Origin of the sequence: Kitasatospora sp. NPDC048298 (assembly GCF_043201465.1) — a bacterium.
In the GTDB taxonomy this organism is placed as follows: Bacteria; Actinomycetota; Actinomycetes; order Streptomycetales; family Streptomycetaceae; genus Kitasatospora.
In genome coordinates, this window is record NZ_JBICYZ010000024.1 from 75,831 (window position 1) to 92,505 (window position 16,675).

Below are 16,675 nucleotides of genomic sequence, written 5' to 3' on the forward strand. Positions count from 1 at the left end.
GGCCGTCCGAACACGTCAGTCAGATGACCTACCGACCCGCCGCGCCGGCGGGCCACGCTGAGAGTGCGCGGGGCTCCGGCGGAAGGGCGGTCAGATGGGCGTGCGAGTGACGACGGCATCGGTCGCGGACGGCGACAAGGCGGCCTTCTGGAGCGGGGCGGTCTCACGGTCGCTGGTGCCGCTGGAGGTGCACCCGCTGACCGGGCGGCCGTTCGAGGGGCTCCTGGAGTCGCACCGCCTCGGGTACGTGCGGATCTCCACCCTGGAGGCCGACGCGGCCCGGCTCTCCCGCACGGCGGCACTGATCGCCCGGACCCCGCGGAGCGAGCCGCAGGTCGGGGTCGGGGTGCAGGTGGCCGGCCGGGCCGTCCTGGAGCAGGACGGGCGCCGCGCCGAGGTGCCGCCGGGCGGGCTGGTGCTGTACGACACGGCGCGCCCGTACGCGGTGGACTACCCGGAGCGGTTCCGCACCCACCTGTTCCACCTGCCGCGCCGGCTGCTCGGAGTGCCGGAGCACGACCTGCGGCACGCCTCGGCGACGGCCGTCGGCCCCACGGAGGGGTGCGGGCCGGCGATCCTGCCGTTCCTGGACGTCCTCGCCGCCTGCGCGCACTCCTACCCCGCCCCGGTCGGCGACCGGCTGGCCGGCAGCGTCGCCGACCTGGTCGCCGCACTCGTCGCCCAGCTGGCGCCGCCCCGGGCCGCCGACGAGCCGGGTGCCGCGACCGCGCACCTGGTCCGGCGGGTGCGGGAGTACATCGACCGTCACCTGGGCGACCCGCAGCTGTCGCCGGAGAGGATCGCCCATGCCCACCACATGTCCGTGCGCTACCTGCACCGGCTCTTCGAGGGCGAGGGCGTGACGGTGAGCCGCCTCGTGCGGCAGCTGCGCCTGGACGCCTGCGCCCGCGAGCTGGCCCGGCGCGGCCGCACCGCGCCCACGGTCTCGGCCGTCGCCCAGCGGTGGGGCTTCGTCAACGCGGCGCACTTCAGCCGCAGCTTCCGCGCCGTGTACGGCGTCTCGCCGCGCGAGTGGCGCGCACGTCCGTACGGCGCGGACACCGGCGACGTACGCCCGCACGAGGCACACCCGGACGAGGCGCACCCGCGCGAGGCGCACCGGCACGAGGCACGCCCGCAGGACGCACGCCCGCACGACGCACGCCCGCACGAGGCACACCCGCGCGAGGCGCACCGGCACGAGGCACGCCCGCAGGACGCACGCCCGCACGACGCACGCCCGCAGGACGAAGCCGGTTGAGGCAGGCGCCGCCGACCCGCCCGCCGCAGGGCACGAACAGGCCATCACGGCCGGGGCACACACGGAGCCGCCGTGCCCGTCGACCGAAGCCAGGAGCGAAGAGTTGTCCGACCCCACCCCTCAGCCCGACCGGCGCCCCGTCCTCGACCAGGCGCTCCAGGAGTTCCTGGACGACCGGGCCGGCCGGTCCGCGACGGAACTGCCGGACCTCTCCTTCCTCACCGCCGAGGATCTTCCGGGCGACGGCGAGTTCGAGGACCCGGACGATCCGTGCGACATCGAGTCGGAGTGGCTCGCCCTGCCCTGTGAGTCCGCGGGGCGGGTGCACGTCCAGGTGACCAGACCCACCGACGCCGCCCGGCCCAGTCCGGTGGTGCTGTTCCTGCCCGGCCTGGGCTGGTCGCTCGGTGACGCCGACTGCTACGCCCGGCTGGTGCGGGAGTTCGCGCTGGGTACGGATGCGGCGGTGGTCTACGTGGACTACGCCCGGGCCCCGGCGGCGCGCTACCCGGTGGCCGTCGAGCAGTGTTACGCGGTCGCCCGGTGGATCCACCAGCACGGGCACGAGATCGGGCTGGCGGGGGAGCGGATCGCCGCTGTCGGGGACTCGGCGGGGGCGAACCTGGTGGCGGCGCTGACGCTGCTGGCCCGGGAGCGCGGTGAACTTCCGCTGGTCCAGCAGGTGTTGCTCTGCCCGGTGACCGATGCCGACTTCGACACCCCGTCCTACCGCCGTTTCGCCACCGGCTACTTCCTGCACCGTGAGCACATGCGCCGGTTCTGGGACGACTACCTGCCCGAGCCGGCTCGCCGGACGGAGGTGACGGCCGCGCCGCTGCGGGCGTCGCGGGAGCAACTCACCGGGCTGCCACCGGCGTTGGTGGTCACTGCGGAGGCCGACGTGCTGCGGGACGAGGGCGAGGCCTACGCGGCCAGACTCCGCGCCGCCGGTGTCCCGGTGGTGGCCACGCGCTACCAGGGAGCCCTGCACGGCTTCCTGCTGATCGGTGCGAGCCGCCCGACGAGCACCGCCCGGGCCGCGATGATCCAGGTCGTCGACACCGTCCACATGGCGCTGCACAGCCGACCCTGGTGACCCTTTCCTACCCGCCGCCCCGACGACGTCGCACCCGAACGGCACGGTCGCGTCCCGCCACAACCGAATCACGTCACCGGCTTGACTGGTGACGTGCCGAGTTGCCATCATTGCATCACCGGCCAGGCCGGTGATGCTCCCAGGGTTCGAGTGCATCGCCGGACGTGGTCGGACGCCGATTCGATCCAGATGGGGAGCACCAGTCATGGCAGTCAGCTACACCGCCGTTGTCGACGTCGACGGTGAGGGCCGCAACGGCGGCCGGGTCCGTTCCTCCGACGGTCTGCTGGAGACCGGTCTCGCCATTCCGAAGGAGTTCGGCGGCGCCGGCACCGCGACCAATCCGGAGCAGCTCCTCGCGGCCGGCTGGGCGGCGTGCTTCCTCGGGGCCGTCCGCCGGGCGGCCGGCGACCGCAAGGTCCGGCTCACCAGCACCAGCATCACCGCCGAAATCACGCTGAACCACGGCGACGACGACGCCTTCTCGCTCTCCGCGGTCCTCCGCCCCGTACTCGGCGGCGTGGACCAGGCCACCGCCGAGGAGCTGGCGCAGGCCGCCCACCGGATCTGCCCGTACTCCAAGGCCACCCGCGGCAACATCCCGGTCGTCATCCACGCCGGCGTCGTTGCCTGACCCACCCCCCTGAACGGCGGGCCCCGTGCCTGTTTCCCCCGTCCGGCACGGGGCCCGCTCACACCCGCACACTCACACGTACGCACACCGTCGACCGGAGGGCGAAGGGCCATGGCTTCCTCGACACACACATGTCTCCGGGTGGCCGGACGTATCCGTCACGCCCTTGACCGGTGCTCCGACATCTCCGCCGGGCAGCGACCCCCGGGGGAGCGGCCCTGGCCGGACGCCGCGCAGCTGTGGAGCTGGGCGGAGACCGTCGAGCTGCTGGGGTACGGCCCCGGGGCCTCGTTCTTCGTGTGAGTCCGGGGCCGGCCGGTCAGTCGGCCAGGCCCGCGCGCACCAGGGTGTACATCACGGAGCGCTGCTGCTTGTGGCGCCGGATGCGCCCCTTGGCGACGAGGGACTCCAGGGTGTTCCGCACGACCTGCGGCGTCGGATTGCGCTTCGGGTACGTCGCCATCAGCTCGTCGCGCAGGTCCTTCGCCAGGCACGGTTCCTCGTGCCGGCCCAGCAGTTCCGCCAGCAGGTCGCCGAGCAGAGGCCGGTGCGAAGTGCCCTTCGCACCGGCCTTCGTCGTGCGGGCGGCCGGGACGGCCGGGACGGCCGGGGCGGTGGGGACGGTGGGGACGGCGGCGGGCTCCGCGGGCGTCCGCCCGGAAGGAAGCGCCCGGTCGGAGGGCCCCTCGTGGCGCTCGGCCACACTCAGGATCTCGGCCAGGAGGGCCTCCTCCTGCTTCAGCGTCCTGAGCTCCTCCGCCAGCTCCCGCTGTCGCTGGTGGTTCTTCTCCAGGTCCGACGCGGCTTGTTCCACGTAGCGGGACCGGAGCGTGGAGGCTGGCTGGAGGGTCACAACCGTTCACTCCCTAGGGCACGGATGGGGTGTTGCATGGTACCCGTGCCGGGGCCGGTGTGCCGACGCCCGTGACGGCGCACGGCCCCGCACTCGTCGTGCGGGGCCGTGGCCCGAGGGGGTGCCGAGAGGTTCCCGGGGCTACCGGGCGCCCGCCGCGGACGGCGTCTTCTCGGACGGCGTCTTCTTCCGTGCGCGGTAGGCGGCGGCCTTGATCTTGTTGCCGCAGGACTCCATGCCGCACCACTGGCGGCGCATGCCCCGGGAGCGGTCGATGTAGATCCGGGTGCACTCCGGGTTGCCGCACTCCTTCATCAGCGGGACGTCCGGACCGCTGAGGAGTTCGACCGCCTGCCGCGCGACGGTCGCCAGCGCCTGCTCGGGGGTCGCCTCGTTGTGCCGCCCGGTCATGGTGAGCTGCGGCGTCACGGGCGTCTTGCGCGCGGCGGCGTTGAGGACGGCGAGCGCCTCGCGGTCGAAGGGCTCGTCGAGCCGTCGGTTGGTGACGAGCCGGTAGATCGCCTCGCGGACGGTCGTCGCCTCGCGGACGTCGTGCTCGTCACCGGGCGTGATCGTGTCCACGAGCCCGGAGTCCAGGTACCAGGCGTTCAGGCGCTCCGGCGTCACGAACATCTCGAACCGGACCGTGCGCCGGGCACGGAGCGTAGCGGCGAAGTCCAGGGCGGGGTGCCCGCAGACGAAGACATGGTCAAGGTTCACATCACCATGCTGACAGGTGACTGCGCGGCGGTGCAATAACGCGGGGCGCCGGCCGGGACGAGCCGCAGCTCGCGGCCCTGCCAGCGCCGGCGCAGCCAGCGGTCGTGACTCGCGAGGACGATCGCTCCGGGGCCGGTGCCGAGTGCTTCCTCCAGTTCGTCGCACAGACGCGGGGAGAGGTGGTTGGTGGGTTCGTCGAGCAGCAGCAGCCGGGGTGGGTCGGCGACCAGGAGCGCCAGCGCGAGCCGTCGGCGCTGTCCGACGGAGATCCGGCCGACGGGCTTGTCCAGGTCCGCGGGGTGCAGCAGACCGAGGGACGCCAGCGGCACCCGCTCGGCCCGGGCCGGGCCCAGCGCCAGCAGGTAGGTGTCGCGGACGGTGCGGTCGGGCCGGTCGAACACGGTGTCCTGGGTGAGCAGGCCGACCGTCAGCCCGGGCCGCCGGTGCACCGTGCCCCGGGCGGCGAGGTGTCCGGCGAGCACGGCGAGCAGCGTGGACTTGCCCGTCCCGTTGCCGCCGGTGACCAGCAGCCGGTCGTCGGCCGCCACCTCCAGGGAGTCCAGCGCGAGCCGCCCCGGCACCCGGACGTCCCGGAGCGACACCAGCGGCCGACGGTCCTCGCCGGCGCCCACGGCCGGCAGCCCGGTGTCCGCGGCCAGGCCGTCGCCGTCGCCCGAGGCCGGCAGCCCGGCGCCCGCGGCCAGCGCCTCGACGGCGAACCGCAGCGGGCGCGGCGGCTCGGGGACCTGCGCGCGCTCCAGCTCCTCCAGCCGCCGGGTGGCGTTGCGCACCCGGCGGGAGACCTGGTTCTGCACCCGGCCCGCCCGGTGGCCGTAGCCCATCTTCTCGTGGTCGCGCGGCCCCCGGTCCGGGGCGACCAGGTGCGCCGTCACCCCGGCCGAGTGGCGCAGCTGCGCCAGTTCCTGCTGCTCCTCGGCGTACCGCCGCTCCCAGCGCGCCCGCTCGGCGCGCCGCTCGCCCAGGTAGGCGCTGTAGTTGCCGCCGTAGCGGACCGGCCCGTCCACCGCCGGGTCCAGGTCGATCAGGTCGGTGCAGACGGCGTCCAGGAACGCCCGGTCGTGGGAGGCGAGGACCACGGTGCCGGGCAGGGCGCGGAGCTGCTCCTCCAGGAAGGCGGCGCCGCCGTCGTCCAGGTGGTTGGTCGGCTCGTCCAGCAGCAGCGCGGACGGCCGGCGGACGAGCAGCGCGGCGAGCGCCAGCCGGCCGCGCTGCCCGCCGGACAGTGAGCCGAGCGTGCGGTCGTGCCCGAGCGCGCCGAGGCCCAGCCCGTCGAGGACCAGGGCCGCGCGGCGGTCGGCGTCCCAGGACTCCCGGTTCTGCGCCAGCTCCAGCCGCCTGCCGTAGGCGTCCAGGAGGTCCGCGTGGCCGGGGTCGGACTCCGGCACCCGGGCGATCTCCGCGCCGAGCCGGTCCAGCTCCGCGAGGTCCTCGCGGGCCTCGCGCAGCGCGTCGTCCAGTACGGCGGCGACCGTCGCCCCGGGCTCGTGGGGCAGCTCCTGGTGGAGGAAGCCGAGGTCCTCGGGGCGGGAGACGCTTCCCGCGTCGGGTCGGTCCACGCCGGCGAGCACCCGCAGCAGGGTGGACTTGCCAGCGCCGTTCTCCCCGATCAGGCCGATCCGGTGGCCGGGGGCGGCGGTCAGGCCGACGCCGTCGAGGACGCGCCGGCCGCCGAGGTTGCGGACGACGTCGTGGGCGAGCAGGGCGTGCTGGAGCACGGGGAAACCTTCCGACGTGGGGGTGGGGGCCCGCCGGGCACGGGGGCTCGACGGGCCCAGGCGCGGGCCGTGTCACACGTCGGCGGCTCACACCGCGGGCGCCCCGGTCTCCTTCAGCGTGCCGTCGGCCAGCCGGAGCCAGCGGTTCACCCCGATCTCGGCGAGGAACCGTTCGTCGTGACTGACCACCAGGAAGGCGCCCTGGTAGGAGTTCAGGGCGCTCTCCAGCTGGCCTGCGCTGACCAGGTCGAGGTTGTTGGTCGGCTCGTCGAGCAGCAGCAGGTGCGGGGCCGGCTCCGCGCACAGCACGCAGGCCAGGGTGGCGCGCAGCCGCTCGCCGCCGGAGAGCACCCCGACCGGCAGGTGCGCCCGGGCGCCGCGGAACAGGAAGCGGGCGAGCAGGTTCATCCGATCCGTCTCGGGCCGCTCGGGGGCGAAGGCGGCGAAGTTCTCCGCCACGGTGCGGTCCAGGTCCAGCAGGTCCAGGCGCTGCGAGAGGTAGGCGATCCGCCCGTCGTTGCGCGTGATCTCCCCGCCGTCCGGGACGAGTTCGCCGGTGACCAGCTTGAGCAGGGTGCTCTTGCCCGCGCCGTTGGGCCCGGTCAGCGCGATGCGCTCGGGGCCGCGGACGCTGAGGTCGACGCCACCGTCGGCGAACACCGGCCGGCCGGCGTGGCGGACCTGTAGGCCCTCGCCGAGGAAGAGGTTGCGCCCGGCGGGCACCTGGGTGTCGGGCAGGTCCAGGGAGAGGCGCTGCTCCTCGCGCAGGGCGCGCCCGGCCTCGTCGAGCCGGGCCTTGGCCTCGCTGACCCGGGCCGCGTGCATCTGGCCGGCCCGGCCCGCGGACTCCTGGGCGCCGCGCTTCATGTTCCCGGCGAAGATCCGCGGCAGGCCGGCGTTCTTGAGGTTGCGGGCGGCGTTGCTCTGGCGCCGCTCGGCGCGTTCGCGGGCCTGCTGCATCTCCCGCTTCTCCCGCTTCAGCTCCTGCTCGGCGTTTCGGACGTTCTTCTCGGCGACCTCCTGCTCGGCCTGCACGGCCTCCTCGTAGGCGGTGAAGTTCCCGCCGTAGAAGCGCAGTTCGCCGTTGCCGAGTTCGGCGATGTGCTGCATCCGGTCGAGTAGCGCGCGGTCGTGGCTGACCAGCAGCAGGCAGCCGTTGAAGTCCCCGAGCACGTCGTGGAGCTTGTGCCGGGCCTCGGCGTCGAGGTTGTTGGTCGGCTCGTCGAGCAGCAGGACGTCGGGGCGCTTGAGCAGCTGGGCGGCGAGGCCGAGGGAGACGATCTGGCCGCCGCTGAGCGTGCTCAGGCTGCGGTCCAGGGCGAGGTCGGTCAGGCCGAGACGGTCGAGCTGGGCGCGGGTGCGCTCCTCGATGTCCCAGTCGTCGCCGATGGTGGTGAAGTGCCGCTCGTCGACGTCCCCGGACTCGACGGCGTCGATGGCGCGGATGATCCCGGCGATGTCGAGCACCTCGGCGACGGTGAGGTGGGAGGTCAGGGGGAGGCTCTGGCGGAGGTAGCCGAGCCTTCCGGTGACCGTCACCGAGCCGGTGGCGGGCTTGAGTTCACCGGCGATCAGCTTGAGCAGGGTGCTCTTGCCGGCGCCGTTGGGGGCGACCAGGCCGGTCCGGCCGGCGGGCACGGTGAAGGACAGGTCGTGGAAGACCCGGGTGTCGTCGGGCCAGGCGAAGGACAGGTTGGAGCAGACGACGGCAGCGTCGGACATGGAGATGACCTCGAAGGGAATGAGGGCAGGAAGGTAGACCTCTGCCCTGGGCAGACGTGCGGAAAATGGGTACGACGAAACGGACCATCCCGGCGGCGGCGCTCCTGAAGCACCGGCCGATGGCCGTCAGATCCGGATCTCACCCGGAGATGTCGTCGTCACCCGCCACGTCTGCCACTCCTCGATCACGAACTATCAGGTCGCGGCCACTGTAGCAGGCGTTCCGGAGGCGGCAACTTTCTTTTCCCGCGCCCCCGTTCGCCCCGGCCCGAGCCTCCCGTCGCCTCGTTGACAGGCCGGGCGCGGCCGTGTCAGCATCGTCACCAGTTGAACCGGTGACGAAGTCGAGGCGGCTCGATCGTGTTCACACGTGTGAACCGCCCGCGACCGGGCCGGCCGTGGGCGGCCGCCCACCGGGACCGTCGCCACCCCGAAGGAGCGCAGTGACCATGGCGGGAAAACCGAAGCGGAGGGCCGAGGGCGCACCCGTGGGGAGGCGCGCGGTCCTGGGCATGCTCGGCGCGGGTGCCGCGGGGATCGCCGCGGCGCCGTACCTCCAGCGCGGCTGGGAGAAGGCGCTGTCCGTCGCCTCCGAGAAGGACGCGACCGGCCTGACCGGGCTGCTGCCCAACCCCGGCGGCTTCCGGTACTTCAGCGTCGTCGGCTCGGTGCCGCACAAGGACGAGACCGACTACGAACTGCGGGTCGACGGACTGGTCGAACGTCAGAGGAGGTACACGCTGGCGGAACTGCGCGCGATGCCGCAGACCCGAGTGGTCCGCGACGTGCTCTGCACGGACGGCTGGCGGGTGAACGGCACCCCGTTCGAGGGGGTGCTGCTGGCGGACCTCCTCGATGCCGCCGGAGTGCGGTCCCCGGGCGCGGCGATCCGCTTCACCTGCTTCGACGGCGAGTACACCGAGAGCCTCACCCTGGAACAGGCCCGCCGCGCGGACGTCCTGGTGGCGCTGAACATGCAGGACAAGCCCCTCACCCACGCGCACGGCGGACCGGTCCGCCTCTACGTGGCACCCATGTACTTCTACAAGTCGGCCAAGTGGCTGTCCGGCATCACGGTCACCGACAAGGTCGTCCCCGGCTACTGGGAGGAGCGCGGCTATGCCGTCGACGGCTGGCTCGACGAGGCCGACCAACGCCCCGAAGCGGCCTGAACTCCCGGACCGGGTCCGCAGGTTCGGCGCCGCCGAGCGAATGGTCCACCGGGCCACCGGCATCCTGATGCTGCTCTGCCTGGCCTCCGCGGCCTGCCTGTACCTCGGGCCGCTGGCCCAACTCGTCGGGCGGCGCTTCCTGGTGGCCACCGTCCACAAGTGGACGGGCATCCTGCTGCCGCTGCCCCTCCTGCTCGGGCTGCTCTCCGCCGAGTTCCGCGCGGACCTGCGCCGGCTCAACCGCTTCGCACCGTACGACCGCGAGTGGCTGCGGGCCGTCCGCAGGCGCTGGACGTGGCCGGAGGCCCGCCCGGCCGGCAAGTTCAACGCCGGGCAGAAGCTCTTCGCGGGCTGGATCGCCGGCGCCGTGCTGGTGATGGCCGCCACCGGTCTGCTGATGTGGTTCAGGGGCCTGCTGCCGTTCGTCTCCCGGACCAGCGCGATCTTCGTCCACGACGTCCTGGCCTGGGCGATCGCCCTGGTGCTGTACGGCCATCTGCGCAAGGCGTTCCAGGACCCGGAGGCGCGGCGCGGGATGCGCACCGGGTACGTCAGCCGTGCCTGGGCACAGCGGCACCACGCCCGGTGGCTGTCCCGGGACCGGACCGACTCCTGACTCCCCGGACACCCCCCCGCTCCCGATCAACTCCCTGCTCGACCACCCCTTTTTTCGACCGAATCCTTTTCGACCAGACGTACTTGGACGGGACACCCATGAAGAGATTCCTGATCGTGCTGGCGACCGGCGCCGCGCTGGCCGCCGTGAACCTGCCGATGGCGGCGGCGGACACCCGGAGCGCCGCCGCACCCACGACGTCCAGCTGTACGGCGCCGTCCGTGCAGGCCCCGGCCGGCACGGCGGTGGAGTCCGTGACGGCGCTCCGGCGCGAGGGCGGCACCATCGACGGCACCGGGGTGGTGGGCGGCACGGTCACCGGGGTCCCGGCCTTCTGCGAGGTGACCGTCACCCTGACCCACCCGGGCGACAACGACCATGCCAAGGTGCTGACCTGGCTCCCCGTCAGCGGCTGGAACGGCCGCTTCCAGGCGCTCGGCGGCAGCGCCTTCGCGGTCGGGGACAACGGCGTCGGAATGGGCACCGCGGTCAAGAACGGGTACGCCGCGACCACCACCGACGGCGGGCTCGGCGACGCCGTCGACGTCAGCTGGGCGCTGGACGCCAAGGGCGAGGTGAACCGCGCGCTGCTGAAGAACCTCGCGTCCCGCTCCCAGCACGAGGCGTCGATCCTCGGCAAGCAGGTGGTCGCCGCGCACTTCGGCCGACAGGCCTCCTACTCCTACTTCAACGGATGTTCCACCGGTGGGCGCCAGGGCTACATGGAGGCCCAGCGCTTCCCCGACGACTTCGACGGCATCCTCGCCGCCGCGCCCGGCGTCAACTGGGACGAGTTCGAGGTCGCCACCCTGTGGCCGCAGGTGGTCATGAACAACGAGAAGACCTACCCGTCCGCCTGCGAGTTCAAGGCCTTCACCGACGCCGCCGTCGCCGCCTGCGACCCGCTCGACGGCGCCAGGGACGGCCTGGTGAACGACGCGTCGCGGTGCGACTTCGACCCGCGGCGGCTGATCGGCACCACGGTGGTCTGCGACGGGAGGGAGCTGACCGTCACGGCGGCCGACGCGGCCGTGGTGCGCAAGATCTGGGACGGCCCGCGGAGCACGTCGGGCCGGAAGCTGTGGTCCGGCGTCCCGGTCGGCGCGGACCTGACGGGGCTGGCCGGCACCGTGCTCGGCCCGGACGGTCAGTCGAAGGGCGCGCCGTTCCCGGTGCCCCAGCTCTGGGCGACGACCTTCCTGAAGAAGCAGCCGTCGTTCGACGTCTCGACGATCACCTACGACCGGTTCACCCGGCTGTTCGAGCAGTCCCGGGCCGAGTACGACGAGATCATCGGCACCGACGACCCCGACCTGTCCGCCTTCCGCGACTCCGGCGGGAAGCTCCTGAGCTGGCACGGCCAGGCCGACCAGTTCATCCCCACCCAGGGCACCGTCGACTACCGCCGGCAGGTCGAGCGGACGATGGGCGGCGCCCAGCGGGTCGACGACTTCTACCGCCTCTTCCTCGTCCCGGGCGCGGCCCACTGCGGCCTCAACAAGGGCGCCGGCACGGTCGACGACCTCGCCTCCCTGGTGACCTGGGTCGAGCAGGGCAAGGCGCCCCGGACGCTGTCCGCCGGCCTGATCGACGCGGCCGGGCAGACCGTCGGCCGCGACCTGTGCCGCTACCCCGAGGTGTCCCGCTACCGGGGCTACGGCGACACCGGCGCCGCCTCCAGCTTCCGCTGCGTCCTCCCCTCCCGACACTGATCCCCTCCCGGCACTGATCCCCTCCGGTGCCCGCCCGGCCCGCGCCCCACGGCGCGGGCCGGGCCTTTTCGTGTCGGCGCCGACGGGCGGGAGGCGTGCGGGACGGGCGATCAAGTCACCCAGCAGTACGGGGACATGACGAAGGGGCCGACAGCGGGTGCTGTCGGCCCCTCGGAGTGGGGTCACTTGGCCTGCAGGGGCCCCGCGAAGGACTTGCGCAGGGCCGGGGGAGCGGCGACGGGGAGCAGGGCGGCGAGCATCCTGCCCTTGAGGGTGTCCGGCTGTCGCGTCAGCTGGACGTCGACCCGGGTGCCGTCGTCCCCGGGGGTCATCCGGAAGACCCAACCGCCGCCGGGGCCGAAGAGCTTGGAGTCGAGGGTGGTGACGGTGACGGTGTCGCCGCCGGGCTCCCAGTCGTAGCGGGCGCGTTCCCAGGCGGCGGCGGTTCCCTCGGTGACCTCGGCCCAGGTGTCGCCGAGCGCGTGGACCTCGAAGTGTTCGGCGTCGATCGTCGGCCAGGCCTCGGAGCGGGAGGGGCTGAAGTCGGTCAGCACCGCCAGGACGCCCTCGGTGTCGAGCGTGGAGACGAGATGGAACCGTACGACTGCCATGGCGGGTGTCCTCATCGAGAGTAACTGTTCTGACCGGTGACGCTAGATTTCCATGAGGCTCCGTCACCTGTCAAGGTGGTGACGAATGAGTGTGGTGGATCACGCCTCCGGGGAGCGGCCGCCCGGCCGAGGGCGTCGCGCAGGGCGGCGCGGGAGGTGATCCCCAACTTGGGGAGCGCCCGGTAGAGGTGGGAGCCGACGGTGGTCGGTCTACGCCGGCCGAGCTCCCGTGTGCCGCCCCGTACACGGCTGTGCCCGGTACCGCCGGGTGGCGGTACCGGGCACGCGGGCGAGCGGGAAGGGCCGTCAGCGGGCGGTGGCGCGGGCGGCCCGCTCGATGACGTCCGCGACGAGGCGCGGGTGGGAGGCCGCGACCGAGTGCGAGGCGGCGACCTCGGTGGTCGCGGCGTGGGCGCGCTCGGCCATGAAGCGCTGCGCGGCGGCCGGGATGTTGAGGTCCTGGGTGGTGACGACGGCCCAGCTGGGTTTGGTCAGCCAGGCGGCGGAGGTGGCCTTCTCCGTCAGGGCGGCCTGCGCGATGGGCCGCTGGCCGGCGGCCATCTGGGCGGCCTGGCCGGCCGGGACGTCGGCGGCGAACTGGTGGCGGAACGCGTCCTGGCGGATGTACAGGTCGGTGGCGGTGGTGCCGTCGGCCTGCGGGTGGACGACCGGGTCGAGGGCCTCCGGGAGGGTCGAGCCCGGGTACTTGTTCGTCAGCTCCAGGGCGCTCTCCCCGGGGGCGGGCAGGAAGGCGGCCACGTAGACGAGGGCCTTGACCTCGGGGTCGTCGGTGGCGGCCTGGCTGATGACGTTGCCGCCGTAGGAGTGCCCGGCCAGGATCTTGGGGCCCTTGACGTGGTCGAGGACGGTGCGCAGCGCGGCGGCGTCGGAGGCCGGGCCGCGCAGCGGGTTGGCCGCTGCGACCACCGGGTAGCCGTCGGCGCGCAGGGCGGAGATGACACCGTTCCAGCTGGAGCCGTCGGCGAAGGCGCCGTGCTCCAGGACGATGGTCGGCCTGGCGCGGCCGCCGAAGGCGTCGGCCACGGTCGCGCCGTCGGCGGCGCCGCCGAGGGTGAAGGCGCACAGGGCGAGGCCCGCCGTGAGTGCCGAGACCACGCTCGCCGCCAGCCGTCCGCGTCGGCCCTTGATGCTCACCACGACAGATCCCTCCCAGGTGTTCGGCATGGGGCGGCCGGCATCACCGATGCCGTCACCGCCCTGACAGGTGATGAGATTGCCGGACGTCGGCGTCACCTGTCAAGGCAGTGACGATCGGAAGGGGGTGCGACGCCCGGAGGGGCGCCGCACCGGGCGTCGCTAGGCCGGGACCACCCGGTAACTCAGGGCCGCCATCGGGAGGTTGGACTGCGCCAGCGAACCACTGGCCCACGCGGACGGGCCGGTGCAGCCGGCGCCCGGGTACAGCACCACGGACGCGGCGCCGTTGGCGATCTGCATCGAGCGGGCGGGCGTCGACAGCGTGTGGCAGGTTCCGAGGTCGGCGAGGTCGACGGTGGTCACCGCCCCCCGTCCGTCGGTGGCCGAGTAGAGGCGCGCGCCCGGCTCCAGCGGCGGCCAGCCGGTGGCCTCGGCCGAGCCCGCGCCGAGCGCGATCAGGGCGGCGGCCAGGGCGGTGGTCACGGCTGCGCCGCGGAGCTTCGCCTTGGGTGTGAGCTTGGGTGTGGACATGCGACCCACCTTCTCGTGTGTGGCGGAACTGTCTGGAAGCCGGTGCGTGGCCCGTCGGCCGGGCCCGGCTGGGAGCAGATCCTGACATCGTCGACGAGGTGCGGGGAGTGCGGAATCGGCCAAACACGTGTGAACGGGTGGCGGTCAGGTGTGTTGGCCGAATCCGTCATCACCGCCTTGACGGGTGACGAGTCGGGGTGCATCCTGAAGGCCGTCTCCGGCGCCGTGCGGGCGCCGTCCGTGATCGGCGATCTGGAGAGCGACCATGAGCAACCGGCCCGCGGGCGACCCCGCCGCCGAGGCGCGGCACGCGCGCTACGGCACCCTTCCCGAGCGCATCCGCTTCGAGGACATGACCGAGGAGGCCGCGGCCGGCCCGGGCGGTGTGGCGAACTCCGCGTACGACCCGGAGAGCGCCTGGAAGTTCTACAACTGCCTGGCCGTCGACCTGGCCCTGTGAACCCGGCCGGCACGGCTGCGGCGTGAGGGTGGCGCCTGAGGGTGGAGCGTGAGGGCGGAGCGGCCCCGGCGCACGGCCTGTCGGGGAGAGGCGCCGGATCGACGGGGGAGCGATCCGGCGCCCGGCTCGGAGGCGAGGGCGAGGCCTCGCGGTGCCACCCGGCAAGGGTCGACCGGAACGCAGCGTCACGGCGCGTCCGAATCTGTCGACCTGTCAGCAGATGCTACCGGGGATTTGTTGATCTGTCCATGAGGAAGAGGTGCCGGTGGAAGCCGGCCAGCCGACCTCCTGTGCGAGATCCGCACGGAAGTGCCCTAGCATGGCCCCGTGTTCCTCTCTCGTGACTAGGGCCCCAGGCAGCGACCGCACCCCGATGGTGCGGCCCTTCGGCGTCCCGGTACACCGGCGCGCGGTGCGCGCCAACCTTCGAGGAACCCCTCCATGTCTTCGTCCTATGCGACGGTCCTGCGCACCCCTGGCGCGGTCCGGCTCTTCGGCGCGGCCCTGATCGGCCGCCTCTCCTACGGCATCGTCCCGCTCTCGCTCCTGCTGGCCGTCACCGGCGCGACCGGCTCGTACGCCCGGGCCGGCTGGCTGACGGCGCTGTTCGCCGGCTCCAACGTGCTGCTCTCGCCCGTCCGGGCCGGGCTGGTCGACCGCCACGGCCCGCGCCGGGCGCTGCCGCCGATGGCGGCCGGGTACGCGCTGGTGCTGCTCGCCCTGGCGGCCGCCACCTGGCGTCCCGGCGTCCCGTACTCCGCCCTGCTCGCCCTCGCGGTGGCGGCCGGTGTGCTCGCGCCACCCCTCGGGCCGGTCACCCGGGCGTGCTGGAGTGCCCTCCTGCCCGATCCCGAACTGCGCCGACGGGCCTACAGTCTGGACACCGTCGCCGAGGAACTCCTGTACGTCACCGGCCCGTTGCTGGCCGGCCTGATCGCGGCCGGGACGGCCCGCCCGGGGCTCGGGCTGGTGCTGGGCGCCGTCCTGGTCCTCTCCGGCACCCTCGCCCTGGCCGCCTCGGTGCGCGGCGGGCCGAGTCGGGCGCCCGTGAACTACCCTGCGGCCGCTGACCGTTCGCGCCCCTGGCGGCTGCTGTCCCGGACCCGCCAGCCACTCGCCGCCGCGGCCGGCGCCGGGGCCGGACTCGGCGCCTTCGGCCTGCTGGCGGTGGTCTTCGCCCAGCGGTACGGGCAGTCGGCCGACGCCGCCTGGGTGGAGGCGGCGCTGGCGGCCGGGAGTGCGGTCGGCGGTCTCGCCCTGGGCTCCCTCGACTGGCGCGCTCCGGCCAGGGTCCGGCTCGCCGTCCTCTCCGCGGCCTTCGGCGGCGCACTGGCCCTGACCGCCCTCGCCCCGACGCTCCCGCTCCTCGCGGCGACCGCCGCCCTGGCGGGCCTGGCCGTCGCCCCGACCCTCACCACCGCCTACCTGCTCACCGACGAACTCGCCGAGCCCGGCCAGCACACCCGGGCCGGCGCCTGGGTCAACGCCTGCTTCAACGCGGGGAGTTCGGCCGGAACGGCGCTGGCCGGCCTGCTCGCCGAGCGCCTGCCGCTGCCACTGTGCCTCGTCCTCGCCGCGGCCCCGGCCCTGGCCTCCCTCGTCTCCGCCCCTGCCCGGTCCGCCACCCCGCCCGACAGCCGCCCGCCGGTCACGCGCCGCGCGTGATCAGCTCCTTCACGCCCTCCGCGAGGGCCTTGCTGGTCCGCCACCTGCGGAGGAACGGGTCCGTCGCCAGCTCCGCGACGACCGAGGACAGCCAGGCGTCGTCGCCGAGCCGGTCGACGCGCCCGAGATCGACGATGTCGCCCAGCAGTTGCTGCAGCACCGTGATCTCGGGCGCCGGGTACCACCGCCGGTGGTGGACGAACCGGGGGCTCCACATGTCGTAGGGGTGCCGGACCATGGCGCGCAGGCAGGAGCCGTGGGCGCCGATCGCGGAGCGGTGGCCGCCCGCCAGGAGCCCGCCGACCGGTGTGCTGAGGAACCGGCCGCTGGTGACGGCGAGTTGCAGGCTCATCAGGCGCTTCCACGGCACCAGGAACGGCTCGTGCCCGGCGACGCGGTGCTCGAACCCCTCGGGGAGGACGGCGAGGTACGCCCTGCTCTCGTGGTCGCCGATGAACCAGGCACCGTCGATCCGCACCAGTGGGCCGAGGCCGACCGGCGGCGCGTCGGCGTCGAGCGTGCCGCCGTCCGGCGTGTCGGTGTCAGGCACTTCGACGTCGGGCACTTCGGTGTCGGTCACGTCCGAGGCGGTCGACCGGTCAGCGGCGGTGGGGCGGTTGGCGTTCACGGCTCTCCTCAGGACGGGCGGCAGTTGCTCGCCGACCAGGCTTCCCGGTGCACCCCCTCGTCACCATACCCGCCGACCGGGGGTGTCGAGCGGGAGGACG

At 73.7% G+C, this 16,675-nt stretch carries 17 protein-coding genes; 9 read left to right on the forward strand and 8 right to left on the reverse strand.

Translation table 11 applies throughout. The features are described 5' to 3' along the window. Positions 1-94: 94 nt before the first annotated feature. The 4 genes from ACGF0D_RS19405 to ACGF0D_RS19420 all read left to right on the forward strand — a co-directional run bounded on the left by ACGF0D_RS19405 (position 95) and on the right by ACGF0D_RS19420 (position 3,294). Positions 95-1,261, forward strand: a complete 1,167-nt coding sequence (locus ACGF0D_RS19405; protein ID WP_392917777.1) for a helix-turn-helix domain-containing protein — start codon at positions 95-97, stop codon at positions 1,259-1,261. Between the two features lie 103 nt (positions 1,262-1,364). Further along, positions 1,365-2,357, forward strand: a complete 993-nt coding sequence (locus tag ACGF0D_RS19410; RefSeq protein WP_392917779.1) for an alpha/beta hydrolase — start codon at positions 1,365-1,367, stop codon at positions 2,355-2,357. A gap of 205 nt (positions 2,358-2,562) precedes the next feature. Continuing rightward, entirely contained in the window at positions 2,563-2,991 is a 429-nt protein-coding gene (locus ACGF0D_RS19415) for an Ohr family peroxiredoxin (protein ID WP_392875088.1), read from the forward strand. A 141-nt stretch (positions 2,992-3,132) separates the two neighbouring features. Next, positions 3,133-3,294 carry a hypothetical protein gene (locus tag ACGF0D_RS19420; protein ID WP_392875091.1) on the forward strand — a complete coding sequence of 54 codons (162 nt, stop codon included), beginning with the start codon at positions 3,133-3,135 and terminating at the stop codon, positions 3,292-3,294. 16 nt (positions 3,295-3,310) lie between these two features. Here ACGF0D_RS19420 and ACGF0D_RS19425 read toward each other — a convergent pair whose 3' ends face one another. From ACGF0D_RS19425 to abc-f, 4 genes are all read right to left on the reverse strand, one after another. Continuing rightward, positions 3,311-3,844 carry a hypothetical protein gene (locus ACGF0D_RS19425; RefSeq protein WP_392917781.1) on the reverse strand — a complete coding sequence of 178 codons (534 nt, stop codon included), beginning with the start codon at positions 3,842-3,844 and terminating at the stop codon, positions 3,311-3,313. 141 nt (positions 3,845-3,985) lie between these two features. After that, on the reverse strand, positions 3,986-4,564 hold the full coding sequence (locus ACGF0D_RS19430; RefSeq protein ID WP_392917784.1) for a CGNR zinc finger domain-containing protein: 579 nt from the start codon (positions 4,562-4,564) through the stop codon (positions 3,986-3,988). Beyond that, positions 4,561-6,300 (reverse strand): ABC-F family ATP-binding cassette domain-containing protein, encoded by a 1,740-nt coding sequence (locus tag ACGF0D_RS19435; RefSeq protein WP_392917786.1) that lies wholly within the window; start codon positions 6,298-6,300, stop codon positions 4,561-4,563. The genes ACGF0D_RS19430 and ACGF0D_RS19435 overlap by 4 nt, the downstream gene beginning before the upstream one ends. Positions 6,301-6,387: 87 nt before the next feature. Then, entirely contained in the window at positions 6,388-8,022 is a 1,635-nt protein-coding gene (gene abc-f / locus ACGF0D_RS19440) for a ribosomal protection-like ABC-F family protein (RefSeq protein ID WP_392917789.1), read from the reverse strand. Positions 8,023-8,471: 449 nt separating this feature from the next. On the opposite strand from abc-f, the gene ACGF0D_RS19445 reads away from it, so the two are divergent. From ACGF0D_RS19445 to ACGF0D_RS19455, 3 genes are all read left to right on the forward strand, one after another. Further along, positions 8,472-9,194 (forward strand): molybdopterin-dependent oxidoreductase, encoded by a 723-nt coding sequence (locus tag ACGF0D_RS19445; protein WP_392917792.1) that lies wholly within the window; start codon positions 8,472-8,474, stop codon positions 9,192-9,194. Then, the gene (locus tag ACGF0D_RS19450) at positions 9,142-9,810 is read left to right on the forward strand and encodes a cytochrome b/b6 domain-containing protein (RefSeq protein WP_392917794.1); all 669 of its coding nucleotides are present in this window, start codon (positions 9,142-9,144) and stop codon (positions 9,808-9,810) included. Before ACGF0D_RS19445 ends, ACGF0D_RS19450 begins: the two co-directional genes overlap by 53 nt. A gap of 98 nt (positions 9,811-9,908) precedes the next feature. Further along, entirely contained in the window at positions 9,909-11,522 is a 1,614-nt protein-coding gene (locus ACGF0D_RS19455) for a tannase/feruloyl esterase family alpha/beta hydrolase (protein WP_392917797.1), read from the forward strand. 182 nt (positions 11,523-11,704) lie between these two features. On the opposite strand, the gene ACGF0D_RS19460 is transcribed toward ACGF0D_RS19455, so the two are convergent. The 3 genes from ACGF0D_RS19460 to ACGF0D_RS19470 all read right to left on the reverse strand — a co-directional run bounded on the left by ACGF0D_RS19460 (position 11,705) and on the right by ACGF0D_RS19470 (position 13,822). Next, positions 11,705-12,133 (reverse strand): hypothetical protein, encoded by a 429-nt coding sequence (locus tag ACGF0D_RS19460; RefSeq protein ID WP_392875115.1) that lies wholly within the window; start codon positions 12,131-12,133, stop codon positions 11,705-11,707. A 306-nt stretch (positions 12,134-12,439) separates the two neighbouring features. Continuing rightward, complete coding sequence (locus ACGF0D_RS19465; protein WP_392917800.1) at positions 12,440-13,291, reverse strand: alpha/beta fold hydrolase; 852 nt, start codon at positions 13,289-13,291, stop codon at positions 12,440-12,442. A gap of 159 nt (positions 13,292-13,450) precedes the next feature. Continuing rightward, positions 13,451-13,822 (reverse strand): hypothetical protein, encoded by a 372-nt coding sequence (locus tag ACGF0D_RS19470; protein WP_392917802.1) that lies wholly within the window; start codon positions 13,820-13,822, stop codon positions 13,451-13,453. A 265-nt stretch (positions 13,823-14,087) separates the two neighbouring features. Here ACGF0D_RS19470 and ACGF0D_RS19475 point away from each other — a divergent pair, with 265 nt between their 5' ends. After that, the gene (locus ACGF0D_RS19475) at positions 14,088-14,282 is read left to right on the forward strand and encodes a hypothetical protein (protein WP_392875124.1); all 195 of its coding nucleotides are present in this window, start codon (positions 14,088-14,090) and stop codon (positions 14,280-14,282) included. Positions 14,283-14,723: 441 nt separating this feature from the next. Further along, positions 14,724-15,947, forward strand: coding sequence for an MFS transporter (locus ACGF0D_RS19480; protein ID WP_392917805.1), 1,224 nt, complete (start codon positions 14,724-14,726; stop codon positions 15,945-15,947). On the opposite strand, the gene ACGF0D_RS19485 is transcribed toward ACGF0D_RS19480, so the two are convergent. Continuing rightward, positions 15,931-16,575 carry a hypothetical protein gene (locus tag ACGF0D_RS19485; protein ID WP_392917808.1) on the reverse strand — a complete coding sequence of 215 codons (645 nt, stop codon included), beginning with the start codon at positions 16,573-16,575 and terminating at the stop codon, positions 15,931-15,933. The genes ACGF0D_RS19480 and ACGF0D_RS19485 overlap by 17 nt on opposite strands. Between the last annotated feature and the right edge of the window lie 100 nt (positions 16,576-16,675).

What these genes read in the sequence shown, in the direction of transcription:
- ACGF0D_RS19405 (WP_392917777.1), top strand. Translation starts at nt 95, where the DNA reads ATGGGCGTGCGAGTGACGACGGCATCGGTCGCGGACGGCGACAAGGCG.
- ACGF0D_RS19415 (WP_392875088.1), top strand. Translation starts at nt 2,563, where the DNA reads ATGGCAGTCAGCTACACCGCCGTTGTCGACGTCGACGGTGAGGGCCGC.
- abc-f (WP_392917789.1), bottom strand. Translation starts at nt 8,022, where the DNA reads ATGTCCGACGCTGCCGTCGTCTGCTCCAACCTGTCCTTCGCCTGGCCC.
- ACGF0D_RS19445 (WP_392917792.1), top strand. Translation starts at nt 8,472, where the DNA reads ATGGCGGGAAAACCGAAGCGGAGGGCCGAGGGCGCACCCGTGGGGAGG.
- ACGF0D_RS19450 (WP_392917794.1), top strand. Translation starts at nt 9,142, where the DNA reads ATGCCGTCGACGGCTGGCTCGACGAGGCCGACCAACGCCCCGAAGCGG.
- ACGF0D_RS19455 (WP_392917797.1), top strand. Translation starts at nt 9,909, where the DNA reads ATGAAGAGATTCCTGATCGTGCTGGCGACCGGCGCCGCGCTGGCCGCC.
- ACGF0D_RS19460 (WP_392875115.1), bottom strand. Translation starts at nt 12,133, where the DNA reads ATGGCAGTCGTACGGTTCCATCTCGTCTCCACGCTCGACACCGAGGGC.
- ACGF0D_RS19470 (WP_392917802.1), bottom strand. Translation starts at nt 13,822, where the DNA reads ATGTCCACACCCAAGCTCACACCCAAGGCGAAGCTCCGCGGCGCAGCC.
- ACGF0D_RS19475 (WP_392875124.1), top strand. Translation starts at nt 14,088, where the DNA reads ATGAGCAACCGGCCCGCGGGCGACCCCGCCGCCGAGGCGCGGCACGCG.
- ACGF0D_RS19480 (WP_392917805.1), top strand. Translation starts at nt 14,724, where the DNA reads ATGTCTTCGTCCTATGCGACGGTCCTGCGCACCCCTGGCGCGGTCCGG.